Source organism: Pseudoduganella plicata, from assembly GCF_004421005.1.
GTDB lineage: Bacteria > Pseudomonadota > Gammaproteobacteria > Burkholderiales > Burkholderiaceae_D > Rugamonas > Rugamonas plicata.
This window is the reverse complement of sequence record NZ_CP038026.1, coordinates 651,976-664,786: the sequence shown is the minus strand read 5'-3', so window position 1 is coordinate 664,786 and position 12,811 is coordinate 651,976. Positions and strand designations below refer to the sequence as shown.

General features: G+C 66.4%; 16 protein-coding genes. 4 read left to right on the top strand and 12 right to left on the bottom strand.

Annotation, left to right across the window (positions count from 1 at the left end; translation table 11 throughout):
• Positions 1-67: 67 nt before the first annotated feature.
• Entirely contained in the window at positions 68-1,078 is a 1,011-nt protein-coding gene (locus tag E1742_RS02785; RefSeq protein WP_229466465.1) for a phospholipase A, read from the top strand.
• Between the two features lie 8 nt (positions 1,079-1,086).
• On the opposite strand, the gene E1742_RS02780 is transcribed toward E1742_RS02785, so the two are convergent.
• From E1742_RS02780 to mltG, 9 genes are all read right to left on the bottom strand, one after another.
• Positions 1,087-1,284 carry a hypothetical protein gene (locus tag E1742_RS02780; RefSeq protein WP_134383452.1) on the bottom strand — a complete coding sequence of 66 codons (198 nt, stop codon included), beginning with the start codon at positions 1,282-1,284 and terminating at the stop codon, positions 1,087-1,089.
• A gap of 121 nt (positions 1,285-1,405) precedes the next feature.
• On the bottom strand, positions 1,406-2,341 hold the full coding sequence (locus tag E1742_RS02775; protein ID WP_134383451.1) for a class I SAM-dependent methyltransferase: 936 nt from the start codon (positions 2,339-2,341) through the stop codon (positions 1,406-1,408).
• Positions 2,342-2,471: 130 nt separating this feature from the next.
• A complete protein-coding gene (locus E1742_RS02770) occupies positions 2,472-3,188 on the bottom strand; it encodes an ankyrin repeat domain-containing protein (RefSeq protein ID WP_134383450.1) in 717 nt (238 codons plus the stop codon).
• Complete coding sequence (locus E1742_RS02765) at positions 3,188-3,970, bottom strand: TatD family hydrolase (RefSeq protein ID WP_134383449.1); 783 nt, start codon at positions 3,968-3,970, stop codon at positions 3,188-3,190. Before E1742_RS02765 ends, E1742_RS02770 begins: the two co-directional genes overlap by 1 nt.
• Before the next feature lie 122 nt (positions 3,971-4,092).
• Positions 4,093-4,608, bottom strand: a complete 516-nt coding sequence (locus tag E1742_RS02760; RefSeq protein WP_134383448.1) for a GNAT family N-acetyltransferase — start codon at positions 4,606-4,608, stop codon at positions 4,093-4,095.
• Positions 4,609-4,616: 8 nt separating this feature from the next.
• Positions 4,617-4,994 (bottom strand): PilZ domain-containing protein, encoded by a 378-nt coding sequence (locus E1742_RS02755; protein ID WP_134383447.1) that lies wholly within the window; start codon positions 4,992-4,994, stop codon positions 4,617-4,619.
• A 10-nt stretch (positions 4,995-5,004) separates the two neighbouring features.
• Positions 5,005-5,976: a DNA polymerase III subunit delta' gene (holB, locus tag E1742_RS02750; RefSeq protein WP_371860222.1), complete on the bottom strand. Its 972-nt coding sequence runs from the start codon at positions 5,974-5,976 to the stop codon at positions 5,005-5,007.
• A gap of 56 nt (positions 5,977-6,032) precedes the next feature.
• Positions 6,033-6,650 (bottom strand): dTMP kinase, encoded by a 618-nt coding sequence (gene tmk / locus E1742_RS02745; RefSeq protein WP_134383445.1) that lies wholly within the window; start codon positions 6,648-6,650, stop codon positions 6,033-6,035.
• 2 nt (positions 6,651-6,652) lie between these two features.
• Positions 6,653-7,651 carry an endolytic transglycosylase MltG gene (gene mltG / locus E1742_RS02740; RefSeq protein ID WP_134383444.1) on the bottom strand — a complete coding sequence of 333 codons (999 nt, stop codon included), beginning with the start codon at positions 7,649-7,651 and terminating at the stop codon, positions 6,653-6,655.
• Between the two features lie 116 nt (positions 7,652-7,767).
• Here mltG and ygfZ point away from each other — a divergent pair, with 116 nt between their 5' ends.
• Genes ygfZ through E1742_RS02725 form a run of 3 tightly spaced genes read left to right on the top strand, consistent with a single transcriptional unit; the run spans position 7,768 to position 9,904 of the window.
• Positions 7,768-8,808, top strand: a complete 1,041-nt coding sequence (gene ygfZ, locus E1742_RS02735) for a CAF17-like 4Fe-4S cluster assembly/insertion protein YgfZ (protein ID WP_229466463.1) — start codon at positions 7,768-7,770, stop codon at positions 8,806-8,808.
• Entirely contained in the window at positions 8,808-9,083 is a 276-nt protein-coding gene (locus E1742_RS02730) for a DUF4936 family protein (protein WP_134383443.1), read from the top strand. The genes ygfZ and E1742_RS02730 overlap by 1 nt, the downstream gene beginning before the upstream one ends.
• Positions 9,083-9,904: an NRDE family protein gene (locus tag E1742_RS02725; protein WP_134383442.1), complete on the top strand. Its 822-nt coding sequence runs from the start codon at positions 9,083-9,085 to the stop codon at positions 9,902-9,904. Before E1742_RS02730 ends, E1742_RS02725 begins: the two co-directional genes overlap by 1 nt.
• Positions 9,905-9,983: 79 nt before the next feature.
• Here E1742_RS02725 and nfsB read toward each other — a convergent pair whose 3' ends face one another.
• The 3 genes from nfsB to E1742_RS02710 are packed head-to-tail and all read right to left on the bottom strand — an operon-like array spanning position 9,984 to position 12,773.
• Positions 9,984-10,637 carry an oxygen-insensitive NAD(P)H nitroreductase gene (gene nfsB / locus E1742_RS02720; protein ID WP_134383441.1) on the bottom strand — a complete coding sequence of 218 codons (654 nt, stop codon included), beginning with the start codon at positions 10,635-10,637 and terminating at the stop codon, positions 9,984-9,986.
• A gap of 10 nt (positions 10,638-10,647) precedes the next feature.
• Positions 10,648-11,763 carry an L-dopachrome tautomerase-related protein gene (locus E1742_RS02715; RefSeq protein ID WP_134383440.1) on the bottom strand — a complete coding sequence of 372 codons (1,116 nt, stop codon included), beginning with the start codon at positions 11,761-11,763 and terminating at the stop codon, positions 10,648-10,650.
• Positions 11,760-12,773, bottom strand: a complete 1,014-nt coding sequence (locus tag E1742_RS02710) for a zinc-binding alcohol dehydrogenase family protein (RefSeq protein WP_134383439.1) — start codon at positions 12,771-12,773, stop codon at positions 11,760-11,762. Before E1742_RS02710 ends, E1742_RS02715 begins: the two co-directional genes overlap by 4 nt.
• Between the last annotated feature and the right edge of the window lie 38 nt (positions 12,774-12,811).

The following is a 12,811-nucleotide window of genomic DNA, read 5'->3' as shown; positions in this document are numbered from 1 at the left end:
TTTGGCCATAGCCGGTCTTTCCCCTTCTTTCGCGCTGGCGCAGATCGCGACCGATGCACCGGCGTCCGTGACCCAACCGATCGAACAGACGCTGGAGCGCTGCGCGCTGCTGGGCGACCCGACCAACCGCCTGGCGTGCTATGACGCCCTGGCGAAACGGGCGCCGGCCGCCGAGGGCGTTGTCGTCGCGCCTGCCGGCCAGGCCGCGCCGGCCCGCAGCGGCGTCCTGGTCGACCCGGATGCGCCCCGCACCGCAGCAAACGCGGCCACGCCGGCCGCTAACCAGGCCCAGGTGTCGCGCATGGTGCCGCTGTGGGAGCTGGATCCGGGCAGCAAGCGGGGCGTCTTCAACTTCCGCCCGCACCGCGACACCTATCTGCTGCTGGCCAATTACAGTAACACCACCAACGATACGCCCTTCGAGGAGTACACCCCGGCGGGGATCAAGTCCAAGCACGTGGAACTGATGTACCAGCTGAGCTTCAAGATGAAGGCGCTGGAATCGATCGGCAATACGCCCATCGACCTGTGGTTCGGCTACACGCAGCAGAGCTTCTGGCAGGCGTACAACCGCAGCGCGTCGAGCCCGTTCCGCGAGACCAATTACCAGCCGGAAGTGATGGCAGTGGCGCCGATCGGCAAGCGCATCGGCGGCTTCGATTTCCGCTATGCCAGCCTGGGCCTGGTGCACCAATCGAACGGCCAGACGGGCACGCTGTCGCGCAGCTGGAACCGCTTGTATGGTGAGGTGGGTGGAGAGTACGGCAAGTTCGGCGTCACGGCACGCGTCTGGAAACGGCTCGACAACGACAAGTCCGACAACGACAACATCGACATTGCCGACTTCATGGGCCACGGCGACGTGCGGGTGACGTACCGCGACGACGGCACCGAATACTCGCTGCTGGCGCGCCGCAACTTCCACACGAAGCACGGCGCGCTGCAGCTGGGCATGGCCGTACCCGTGCGGGCCAACCTGAAGGGCTATCTGCAGTTCTTCTCCGGCTACGGCCAGAGCCTGATCGACTACAACTACTCGCAGATGTCGCTGGGCGGTGGCGTACTGGTGGAGTTCTGAGGCGACGCTTACCGGCGCGCGCCGCTCAGCACGCGCGCCGGCAGCAGCACGATGGCGCGCAACGTCTCGAAGATGGCCTCGACACCGATGCCGATCAGCCGGAACGGCAGCGTGAGGAGCCAGAACACGGGATACAGCAGCAGTGCCAGCAGTGCCAGCGGCCAGCACAGCATCAGCAGCACCAGCCACAGCATGAAACTGAACATCGCGTCCTCCAACGTTGGTTGAATGACGCTACTTTAGCGCGGCCGGGCCGCCGCGGGGCGTGGATGCGACGGGCCGTCGAATACCGGGGATGAACGGTGCGATACGGGCCCGGACGCGGGATCAGGCATAGGCGGGAACGGCGTCGGATGGTGCCGCCACGGCATCCTGCCCTGCCTCGAACACCACGGCCGCCTCCAGCGTGGCTTCCAGCGACGGAATCGAGCCGCCGGCACGGTAGGCAAAACTCACTTCCAGCACGTCGCCAGCGCGGGCACGCACCGGGCGGGCCAGCGGCAGCACCATGTAGTGATTGAGCCAGTCGATGGTCGTGGCGCGTTCCTCCACGACGGACAGGATGTTCTTCGTGATGAAGCGCATCGCGTTGACGGTACCGTCCCGTTCGACGACGAACTTGCCCTGCCACGCATACGACATGCCGTTCGGCTGCGTGAAGTCGATGACCGCGTAGACGGCGGGCTGCGCCAGCTCGGCCGAGTTATTGTGCACGACGGCCGTTTCCTGGAACTGGACGATCGGCGCATAAAAGCCTTCGAAATCGTATTCCTGCTGCAGCGGCTGGGCGGCCATCAGCACGGCTTCCGGCATGAAGACCGGCAGCTTGTCGCCGAACTTCTGCCGGTAGCGCCGCTTGAACGACTCGATCACCTCGACCTGTTTTTCCCGCAGCATTGCCACGTGGATCATTTCGCAGATGACGATGTCCACGGGTTCCGGCGGCAGGTACTCGAACGCGTCGGCATGAATGACTTCGACCCGGTCGCCGTTTTCATTGATGGCCATGAACTTGCGCGCTTCCTGCACCATGTCGGGATTGAATTCGACGCAGTACACCTTGGCCGCGTTGGCGGCCGCGAACCACGACAGCACGCCCGTGCCGCCGCCCAGTTCCAGCACTTTCATGCCCGGCTTGACCGCGTGGGCGATGGCCGACTTGAAACTGTGCATGCGGTTGTTATCCATCAGCATATTGTGATGGTAGTGCACCGGGATGAACTGGCCCAGGTAGCAGCTCTCGATTTCGCGTTCGTTCAGCATTGCAGATCCTTTGATATTTGCCTCAGGCAATGAAGCTATTATCGGGATCAACCACACCGGTTGAAACGTCGAGGTTGGCGGGAAAAACGGTCCAGTTCCGGCGATGGACCGCGGGTGGCACGATTTTTCGTCAGCGCTTGACCCTGGTGGCGAGATGTCTGGCAATCGCCTGGGCGATCCACGGCTTGTCGGCCTTTTCCGCCATCTCGGCTGCCGTCAGGTGAAAGCCGCTGTCGCGCAAGGTGGCATCCGCCCCCTCTTCCAGCAGCACCTTGACAGCTTCCTCCTGGCCTTCGCGCGCCGCCAGCATCAGCGGCGTCACCTTGGTCGGCGACTCGGCGTCGATGTAGGCATGGTGCTCCAGCAGATAGCGCAGGATGTCGATGGCGCCGGCCGCCGCGGCGTAATGCAGTGCCGTGAAGCCGGGGCGGTTGACCTGGGCGCCCTTGGCAACGAGCTTCTCGACGGCCGGCAGGTTCTTCTTGAACGCGGCCATCATCAGTGCCGTATTGCCGTTGGCCGCCTGCGCGTCCAGCTGGATTTTCGGCTGGGCCAGCAGCAGGTCGAACACGGCCATCGCGTCGTAGCGCAGCGCGACGATCATGCCCGTCTCACCCCGCTCGGGTTCGCGCACGTTCGGGTCGAGTCCGCGCGCCAGCAGCGGCTTGATGCGTCCGGCGTCGTTCATCTGGGCGGCGCGGAACAAGGTGACGGCGTCATTCCGCGCCGTCTGGTCGGCTGCCGCCACATGCGGCGCCCCCGCAATGGACGCGACGGCCATTGCCGCGGCCGCGATGCGCAGCAAGATGCGGCGACGCACCAGCCGCAGGCGAACTCGAATACCCATCAGGCGCGCGCTCCCTGGAACAGGTCGAAGAAGTTGGCGCTGGTACGCGCCGCCACCTCCTCGACGGAGATGCCTTTCAGGTTGGCGATGAACTCCGCCACGTGGGCAACATAACCCGGCTCGTTCATCCGTCCCCGGTACGGCACCGGCGCCAGGTACGGCGAATCGGTTTCGATCAGCATGCGCTCCAGTGGCACGGCCAGCGCGACGGCCTGCAGCTCCTTCGCGCTCTTGAACGTGACGATGCCGGAGAACGAGATGTAAAAACCAAGCGCCATCGACGCCTGCGCCACCTCCAGCGACTCGGTAAAACAGTGCATGACGCCGGCCACGCCGCCGTCCGCCGTGCCAGCACCTTCCTCGCGCATGATGCGGATCGTGTCCTCGCTGGCGGAGCGGGTGTGGATGATCAGAGGCTTGCGGGCTTCCCGCGATGCCCGGATGTGCGTGCGAAAGCGCTCGCGCTGCCATTCCAGGTCGCCCGTCAGGCGGTAGTAATCCAGCCCCGTCTCGCCGATGGCGACGATTTTCGGGTGGCTGGACAGCTCGACCAGCTGCCCGACGGTGGGCTCAGGGGTGTCCTCGTAGTCGGGATGGACGCCGACGGAGGCAAAGATGTTCGGATATTCCTCGGCCAGGGCCAGCACCCGGGGGAAGTCCGGCAGGTCGACGGAGACGCACAGCGCGTGCGTCACCCGGTTCTCCTCCATCTTCGCGCGAAGCTCGGGCATGCGAGCGGCCAGCTCGGGGAAGTCGATATGGCAATGTGAATCGATAAACATGATGGGATTGTAACGGAGTGGCGCAAATGCTGCCGGAAAGCAGGCCGGATTTGAAACGGGTCAAAACCGGAGCCTGTCACCGGTTTTGCGGAAAAACCGGTGACAGGCTCCGGTTTTCGGATTCAGCCGACCCGCTTGCCGAGGATGATCAGGTCGCGCTCGACGCCGTCCAGGTTGGCCACGCGGGGGAAGTTGGCCCACTCCTCGAAGCCGAACTGGCGGAACAGCGCCAGGCTGGCGTTGTTGTGGCCAAAGATAAAGCCCAGCACCGTGTGCACGGCGATCCGCGGCGCGTGGGCGATGGCTTGCGTCAGCGCGTAGCGGCCGATGCCCTTGCCGCGCCACTGTTCGGCGATGTAGATCGATACTTCGGCCGTGCCGGAGTATGCGGGGCGGCCGTAGAAATTCGAGTACGAGATCCAGCCGAGGATTTCCGGACTGGCCGACGTGTCGTCGGCGCGCTCGATCACCCACAGCGGGCGCTTTTCAGGCTGGTGCTCGTGGAACCAGTTCAGGCGCGACTCGACGGAGACGGGCTCCGTGTCGGCCGTGACTTCGCGCGAGGCGATGGTGCTGTTGTAGATGGCGACGATGGTCGGCAGATCGTCAAGCGATGCAATGCGGTGGCGAAAGGACATTCGGGAAGTCAGAGGGTATGGGTGGCGCGCGAGGAACGCAGGGCGGCACCGAGGATTTCCTCGATGCGGGCACGGGTGCGCTGGCCCGTTTCGTCGTCCGGAAAATGGACGCCGATACCCTGCGCCTTGTTGTTGTGAGCGCCGGCCGGCGTGATCCACACGACCTTGCCGGCGATCGGGTACTTGTTGGCGTCGTCCATCAGCGTCAGGATCAGGTAGATCTCGTCGCCGATCCGGTACGCTTTCTGGGTCGGCACGAAGATGCCGCCGTTCTTCAGGAATGGCATGTAGGCCGCATACAGCGCCGCCTTTTCCCGGATCGCCAGCGACAGCACCGTGGGCCGCGGCGGCTGTATGGCGTTGGGATCGGGCGGGGCGGCGCTCATCGGCATCCTTTCAGGCACAGCAGGCGGTATAGTCCAGCAGCATATCCTCGATGAACAGCTTGGGCGAGAGCGGGTGGTCCGACGTGGCGCGCCGCTCGGCCGTGCCCTTGATCGCGGCCAGCAGGCGGCTGACGTGGACCTTGCCGGCCAGCGCCTTCAGCTCGCGGCCGTAACGGGGATAATAGCGGATGCGACCCGTCAGCTTGCAGGAGAACAGGTCGAACAGCCAGCGCTGCTGCCACGCGACGAGGGAAGTCAACGGCACCTTCTGCAGCTTGTCCGCCGTGCGCAGCGCGCTGTCGACGGCCGGACTGGCCAGGAAGCCCAGCAGGGCATCCATGTCCGCGCGGTTGCCCGCCTCCGACTGCGCCAGCGCCGCCAGCGGTGCGCCGCCCTGCTCGCGCAGCCAGCTGTCCGCATCGGCCACGCCTTGCGCCTGCAGCCACGCCAGCGCGTCGGCATGCGCCGGCAGCGGCAGCGCGAACTTGCGGCAGCGCGAGAGGATCGTCGGCAGCAGCCGGTCCAGCGAGTTCGACGCCAGCAGGAACACGGTGCCCGGGGGCGGCTCTTCCAGCGTCTTGAGGAGCGCGTTCGACGCCGGCATGTTGAGCGCCTCGGCCGGATACAGCACGACCACGCGCAAGCCCTGCCGGTGCGTCGAGATGTTCATGAAGTCGGCCAGCGCGCGCACCTGCTCGATCTTGATTTCCTTCGACGGCGTCTTGGTCTTGGCCTTCTTTTCCTCGCCATCGTCTTCGGCCGTCTCGTCCTCCAGCGCTTCCGGACGGATGCGCCGGTAGTCCGGGTGGCTCTGCTGGACAAACCAGCCGCACGACGCGCAGGCGTTGCATGCATGGCCGTCCGGACGCACGTTCTCGCACAGCAGCGCCTGGGCGAAATGCTCGATGAAATCGGCCTTGCCGATGCCGGCCGAGCCATGGAACAGGATCGCATGCGGCAGCCGCGCGCGCAACTGCTGCATCTGGCCCCAGGCGTCCTGCTGCCACGGATAGACGCCCGGATTCAATCCCGCCTCCATCATGTCAGCCGGCCCACGATCCCGGCCAGCTGGAGGCGGATCGCATCGATCGTCTGCGTCGAATCGATGACGCGAAAGCGCTCGGGATATTGCGCCGCGCGGCGCAGGTACTCGTTGCGCGCGGCCAGGAAGAAGTCGGCCTTCTCCTGCTCGAACTTGTCCAGCTGGCGGGTGGCGTCCAGGCGTGCGCGGGCCACTTCCAGGGGAACGTCGAACAGGATGGTCAGGTCCGGCCACAGTTCCGGGTGGACCCAGTTCGCCAGGGTGTCGATCTTGATCAGGTCGAGCCCGCGCCCGCCGCCCTGGTAGGCGAAGCTGGCATCGGTGAAACGGTCGGAAATGACCCATGCGCCGCGCGCCAGCGCCGGTTCGATGACCTGGGCGATATGTTCGCGCCGGCTGGCGAAGACCAGCAGCGCTTCCGTTTCCAGGTGCATCGGCTCGTGCAGCACCAGTTCGCGCAGCTTCTCGCCCAGCGGCGTGCCGCCCGGCTCGCGAGAACTGACGAGCTCGATGCCCCGGCCGGCGATCAGGTCGGCGCAATAGCCGATATGGGTGGACTTGCCGGCGCCGTCGATGCCCTCGAACGTAATGAATTTGCCGCGTGGTACTGTCATTGTTATTGCTTGGCTGCTCTCTGATACAGGTTGACTGCCCGGTTGTGTTCCGGCAGGTTATCCGAAAAATGGCTCGTGCCGTTGCCGCGCGAGACAAAATACAGCACGTTGGACCGTGCCGGCGCCAGCGCGGCCGCCAGCGATTGCAGGCCCGGCAGCGCGATCGGCGTGGGCGGCAGTCCCATACGCATATAGGTATTGTACGGGGTGTCCGTTTCCAGGTCCTTTTTGCGGATATTGCCGTCGAACCGCTCGCCCATGCCATAGATGACGGTGGGATCGGTCTGCAGCATCATGCCCTGCTTCAGCCGGTTCACGAATACGGCGGCGATCATCGACCGCTCCGACTTCTGGCCCGTCTCCTTTTCCACGATCGACGCCATCGTCAGCGCCTCATAGGGCGTGGCGTACGGCAGGTCCGCCACGCGCTTGTCCCAGGCGGCCTTGAGATGCTGCATCATCGCCGTGTGGGCCTGCTTGTAGATCGCCAGTTCCGACGAGCCCTTGGCAAACAGGTACGTGTCAGGGAAGAACAGGCCTTCGGGATGGCGGTAGTCGGCATCGACCTGCCGCATCAGGTCCGTGTCCGACAGGCCGACCGTATCGTGCTTCAGGCCCTTGTGGGCGGCAATGGCCTGGCGCATCTGGCGGAACGTCCAGCCTTCGATGATCGTCAGCGACTCCTGCGCATACTCGCCGCGCGCCAGCTGGTCGATCAGCCGCAACGGCGTCGTGCCCGGCTTCAGTTCGTACGAGCCGGCCTTCAGGCGCGCGCTCTTGCCCGTGGCGCGGGCCAGGAAGTTGAACAGCAGCGGCTGCATCGGCACGCCGGCGTCGGCGATCTGCTGGCCGGCCGCGTGGGCACCGCTGCCCTTGCTGATCGTGAAGGGTATCGGTTCGCCGTCAAGCGTAATGGGAGCCTGGGCCCACCAGGCGAAGCCGGCGCCCCCGGCGCAGGCGGCCAGCACGCCCAGCGCAATCGTTCTTGTTATCAGTGCCATCGTGTTCGTGCAGTCCTGTGCTGAAGGGTCTCGCGGCGCGCTAGCCGGCATATTTCGGCGCGCCCGGCGCGTTTTGTCCGGGATCTTTATAATGAGCCCGTAATGATAATGCTTTCATGGCCAAAGTATCCAACAATATGAACACCTGGAATCAAACCCTCACGCCCGCAGCGGCCAATCCGGCGCAGGTCGCGTCCACCACGGCCCTTGCCACCGGCTTTGTCGCCCACGTCGACGACCTCGGGCTGATCGCCTTCACCGGCGAGCAGTCGGCCAGTTTCCTGCACTCGCAGCTGACCAATGACGTCGAACACCTGCGCGAGAACGAGGTCCGCCTGGCGGGCTACTGCTCGCCAAAGGGCCGCCTGCTGGCCAGCTTCCTGATGTGGCGCGACAGCGAATCGGTCTACCTGCAACTGCCGCGCGAGCTGCAGGCGGCCGTGCAAAAGCGCCTGCAGATGTTCGTGTTGCGTGCGAAAACGAAAGCCGCCGACGTCAGCGAAAGCCGGGTGCTGCTGGGCCTTGGCGGCGGCGACGCGGAAGCGGTGCTGCGCACGTGGTTCGACGTGCTGCCGGAAGCGCCCTACACGAAACTCGACCATCCGCTGGGCACCCTGCTGCGCGTGGCCGACGCGTTCGGCGCACCGCGCTACCTGTGGCTGGCCAGTCCGGAGACGGCCGACACAGTGGCGCCGGAACTGGCGGCGCGGCTGACGGTGGCAGGCGTGAATGCCTGGCGCCTCTCCGACATCCACGCCGGCGTGCCCGTCATCACGGCCGCCACGCAGGAACAGTTCGTGCCGCAGATGGTCAACCTGGAATTGCTGGGCGGCGTCAGTTTCAAGAAGGGCTGCTATCCCGGCCAGGAGATCGTCGCGCGCAGCCAGTATCTGGGCAAGCTGAAACGCCGCACGGCGCTGGTCTCGATCGACGACGCGGCCGTCACGGCGGGCACGGAAGTGTTTACGCCGGCCGACCCGGAACAGCCTTGCGGCATGGTCGTCAACGCGGCGCCGAATGGCGCGGGCGGGGTCGACGCGCTGGTGGAAATGAAGCTGGACGCCCTGGAGGCGGGTGTGGTGCACGCCGGTTCGGCCAGCGGGCCGGCATTGCGGTTCCTGCCGCTGCCGTACGTGCTGGACAAGCTTGACGTCTGATGGACCTGTACGTGTACTACAAGGTGCGGGACGAAGATGCGGCAACGCTGCGCGAGCGTATCGCCTCGCTGCAGCGCCAACTGGCGGACGCGCATGGCGTCGCGCCACAACTGAAACGGCGGCCCGGTGCGCAGGACGGGCTGCAGACATGGATGGAAGTCTATCCGGATGTCGGCGCCGGCTTTGCCGCCGCGCTGGACGAGGCCTGCGCCACCGCCGGGCTGGCCGCACTGGCCGGCCCGCGCCATACCGAAGTCTTCACGGATCTGAGCTGATGTGCCTTATCGTCTTTGCCTGGCAGGTCGTGCCGGGCGTCCCCCTTATTGCCGCCGCCAACCGCGATGAGTATTTTGCGCGCGCCAGCGCCCCCGCCGGCCCGTGGGAGGAAAACCCGCGGATCGTCGCGGGACGCGACCTGAAGGCCGGCGGCAGCTGGATGGGTATTACGCGCCCCGAGTGTGCGGACGATCACTACCCGCCCAACATCACTCCGTTGCGGGCACGCTGTCCCGCCGGTGCGCCGCTGGCCGAAGCGCTGCAAAGCGCGCCCGCGCGCTTCGCAGCCATCACCAATATCCGCGCGCCGCACGATTTCAATCCGGACGCGCCGTCGCGCGGCATGCTGGTCTCGAACTTCCTGTCGGCCACGATGAGCGCACGCGAGTACGTGGAGCAGATCCGTCCCGGCGCCCACGCCTACAACGGCTTCAACCTGGTGCTGTGCGACGGCGCGGAGCTGGTGTGGTTTTCCAACCGCGGCGATGCCGACCCGCGCAACGGCCAGCCGCTGGCGCCGGGCATCTACGGGCTGTCCAACGCGCTGCTCGATTCGCCCTGGCCGAAAGTGCTGCGCACGAAGGCGCAATTCGCCAGCCTGCTGTGCCTGGGCGCTCCCGAGGACGCGTATTTCGAAATGCTGGCCGATACCACGCTGGCGCCCGACCAGCGGCTGCCCGAGACGGGCGTGCCGATCGAGCGGGAACGCATTCTGTCGGCCGTGAAGATCGAGTCGCCCGATTACGGCACCCGCACGTCGACGGTGGTGAAGCTGTATGCCGGCGGGCCGGCGGAGTTGCATGAGGTGGCGGTGCAATAGACGGACCGGCGTGCTGGGGTGTGGCTCCGCACGGGCCCTTCGGTCCGTGAGAAGCCAGTCCTGGTGAGCCTGCGCTGCCTCAGATGTCGGTGAACAGCATCTCGGCCGGCAGCCGCGATTTCGGCAGTTTCGCGTTGAAGTCGTCCGCGCCGCTGTAGCCGAGCGAGACGATGACGGTGGCCGAATAGCCCTTTTCGCGCAGGCCCAGTTCCTTGTCCAGCACTTCCGCGTTGAAGCCTTCCATCGGCGTGGCGCCCACGTCCAGCGTGGCCGCGCCCAGCAGCAGCGTGCCGAGCGCGAGGTACGTCTGCTTTTCGTACCACTGCGCCACGTCCTTCTGGTTGTAGCGGTGGATGTCGGTGAACAGGGTACGCGCACCCCGGCCCGACGTCTTCGCCGCTTCGTTGACGAAGCGGCCGTCCCGCTCTTCCTGCGTCAGCAGCGTTTCCAGATACGCGTCGTCGGCCGCCACGCGGGTGGCCAGCACGACGACGTGCGACGCCGTGCGGATCTTCGATGCGTTGTACTGGAAGCCCGCCTCCGCCGCACGGGCGATCTTTTCCTTGCCCTCTTCCGTTGCCGCGATGACGAAGTGCCACGGCTGCGAATTGACGGACGACGGCGCCAGGCGCAGCAGCATGCGCAGTTGCGCGACGATTTCGTCCGGGACCTTGCGCGCCGGATCGAAGGCCTTGACGGTATGGCGCTGGGCCGCTTTTTCCACGATGTTCATATGCTTTCCTTTATTGTTGTCCGGTGCCGGTCTTCACGCGCAGCAGCCGGTAGGGTTTCCTGCGCGCGTCCTTGCCGCCGTTGAAGTTGGCCTGGCGGTGCAGCTGGTTGGCGATCACGTACAGATAGCCGTCCGGCCCCACCGACAGCGTGTCGGGCCACGACAGCGCCGCGTCCTGCGCGATCGTGCGCCACGTGCCGCCCGGGCTCAAGGCCCGCAGCGCGTTGTGCTCGTAGTCGCCCGCGTAAACCGTGCCCGCCGCATCGGTCTCCAGCCCGTCCGACGCGCCCTTCTCGCCCAGGTCGCGCACGGCGGCCGCCAGTTGCGCCTCCGTGACCGCCGGATCGCGCAGCAGCTTCGTCGGCACGGCATACAGGTGCCGGCTCGACAGCGCGCAATAGTACAGCGTCTCGCCGTCCGGCGACAACGCGATGCCGTCCGAGGCCACGCTGAACGGCGCCGTGCGGCCGTCCGCGCCCCGCTGCAGCAGCGGCTTGCCGTCGACCACGGGCTTGAAGGCGGGATCTGCGGCCGTGCTGGCATGGCCGTTCAGCCGCCGCACCGCCTTGCCCGTGCCCAGGTCCAGCACGATGATGGCGCCGGGACCGGACAGCGACGAATCCGTCACGTAAGCAATGCCGTCGCCCTGCCGGAAGTCGAACCGCACGTCGTTGACGTAAGTGCTCGGCAGGATGACGTCCGCCGGGAACACGACGGTGCGCACGACGCGATTGGTTGCAAGGTCGACCGCTACGAGCTTGGCGCCACCGGCCAGCGGCGGCGCGAACTTCGGCGCGGCCGTGTCGAGGATCCACAGCCTGCCGCGGCCATCGGCGACGACGCTTTGCACGCTGATCAGGCCCTTGGCCGGATCGTTCGCGTCGGCGCGGTTGAACGCGGCGTCCGGATACGCCACCGGCTTGCCGCCCTTCAGTTCCGCCACCGTGTACGGCACGTCGTCGCCCCAGCGCGGGAAGTTGACGAAGATCCGGCCGCTTTCGGCCACCGTGACACCGGTCGGCATCGCCCCCGTGAACGCGGCCACACGCTCCACGTTGGCAGCGCCCGCGCCGGCGGCGGCCAGTGCCAGCACGGCGGCGGCAAAGACAGTCTTCGCGTTCATCATGCGCTCCACCCGGCCAGCACGATCTTGCCGCGCGCCGCATTGCTTTCCACCAGGGCATGGGCACGGCGCAGGTTCTCCGCCGTGATGGCGCCGAAGTTCTCGCCGACGGTGGTGCGTAGCGCGCCGCTGTCGATCAGCGCGGCCACGCTGTCGAGGATATCGCGCTGGCGCGCCATGTCGGGCGTCTCGTACATCGAGCGGGTAAACATCAGCTCCCAGTGCAGCGAGATGCTCTTGCGCTTGAGCGGCATCGCATCCAGCGTTTCCGGGTCGTCGATCAGCGCGAACTGGCCCTGCGGTGCCAGCATCTCGACGATGTCGGCGTAATGCTGGTCCGTGTGCGTCAGGCTGATGACGATGTCCGCATGGGCGATGCCCAGCGCGGCCAGTTGCGGCGCCATCGGCTGGCTGTGGTCGATGACATGGTGCGCGCCCAGCGCCTGCACCCACGCGCGCGTCTCCCTGCGCGACGCGGTGCCGACGATCGTCAGGCCCGTCAGCTTCGCTGCCAGCTGCGTCAGGATCGAGCCGACGCCGCCGGCCGCGCCGACGATCACCACGGTCTTGCCGGCGCCCTCGCCCTCGGCCACTTTCAGGCGGTCGAACAGCAGCTCCCAGGCCGTGAGGGACGTCAGCGGCAGCGCGGCGGCGTCGGCGAAGTCCAGCGATGCCGGCTTGTGCCCGACGATGCGTTCGTCGACGACGTGCAGTTCGCTGTACGAGCCGGGACGGGTCAGCGAGCCGGCGTAGTACACCTCGTCGCCCGCCTTGAAGCCGGTCACTTCCGCGCCGGTCGCGACAACGACGCCGGCCGCATCCCAGCCCAGCACGCGTGGCGCCGTCACGGCCGCGCCACGGCGCACCTTGGTGTCGACGGGATTGACGGAAACGGCACGCACCTGCACCAGCACGTCGCGCGCGCCCGGCTGCGGCACCGGCAGGTCCATGTCGATCAGGGCCTCGGCCCCGTCGATCGGCAAACCGTGTTGCGTGTAGACTACTGCTTTCATCGTATTCCTCGTGAAGTGAGTGGAGATGCAGCAATGAT

Bases quoted from the DNA above. Each gene is read 5' to 3' on its own strand.
- holB (WP_371860222.1), bottom strand. From the start codon at position 5,976: ATGCAGCAGTTGCGCGCGCGGCTGCCGCATGCGATCCTGTTCCATGGC.
- E1742_RS02760 (WP_134383448.1), bottom strand. From the start codon at position 4,608: ATGTCCTTTCGCCACCGCATTGCATCGCTTGACGATCTGCCGACCATC.
- E1742_RS02725 (WP_134383442.1), top strand. From the start codon at position 9,083: ATGTGCCTTATCGTCTTTGCCTGGCAGGTCGTGCCGGGCGTCCCCCTT.
- E1742_RS02770 (WP_134383450.1), bottom strand. From the start codon at position 3,188: ATGGGTATTCGAGTTCGCCTGCGGCTGGTGCGTCGCCGCATCTTGCTG.
- ygfZ (WP_229466463.1), top strand. From the start codon at position 7,768: ATGGCCAAAGTATCCAACAATATGAACACCTGGAATCAAACCCTCACG.
- E1742_RS02775 (WP_134383451.1), bottom strand. From the start codon at position 2,341: ATGCTGAACGAACGCGAAATCGAGAGCTGCTACCTGGGCCAGTTCATC.
- E1742_RS02730 (WP_134383443.1), top strand. From the start codon at position 8,808: ATGGACCTGTACGTGTACTACAAGGTGCGGGACGAAGATGCGGCAACG.
- E1742_RS02765 (WP_134383449.1), bottom strand. From the start codon at position 3,970: ATGTTTATCGATTCACATTGCCATATCGACTTCCCCGAGCTGGCCGCT.
- E1742_RS02780 (WP_134383452.1), bottom strand. From the start codon at position 1,284: ATGTTCAGTTTCATGCTGTGGCTGGTGCTGCTGATGCTGTGCTGGCCG.
- E1742_RS02755 (WP_134383447.1), bottom strand. From the start codon at position 4,994: ATGAGCGCCGCCCCGCCCGATCCCAACGCCATACAGCCGCCGCGGCCC.
- E1742_RS02715 (WP_134383440.1), bottom strand. From the start codon at position 11,763: ATGATGAACGCGAAGACTGTCTTTGCCGCCGCCGTGCTGGCACTGGCC.
- tmk (WP_134383445.1), bottom strand. From the start codon at position 6,650: ATGACAGTACCACGCGGCAAATTCATTACGTTCGAGGGCATCGACGGC.
- nfsB (WP_134383441.1), bottom strand. From the start codon at position 10,637: ATGAACATCGTGGAAAAAGCGGCCCAGCGCCATACCGTCAAGGCCTTC.
- E1742_RS02710 (WP_134383439.1), bottom strand. From the start codon at position 12,773: ATGAAAGCAGTAGTCTACACGCAACACGGTTTGCCGATCGACGGGGCC.
- mltG (WP_134383444.1), bottom strand. From the start codon at position 7,651: ATGGCACTGATAACAAGAACGATTGCGCTGGGCGTGCTGGCCGCCTGC.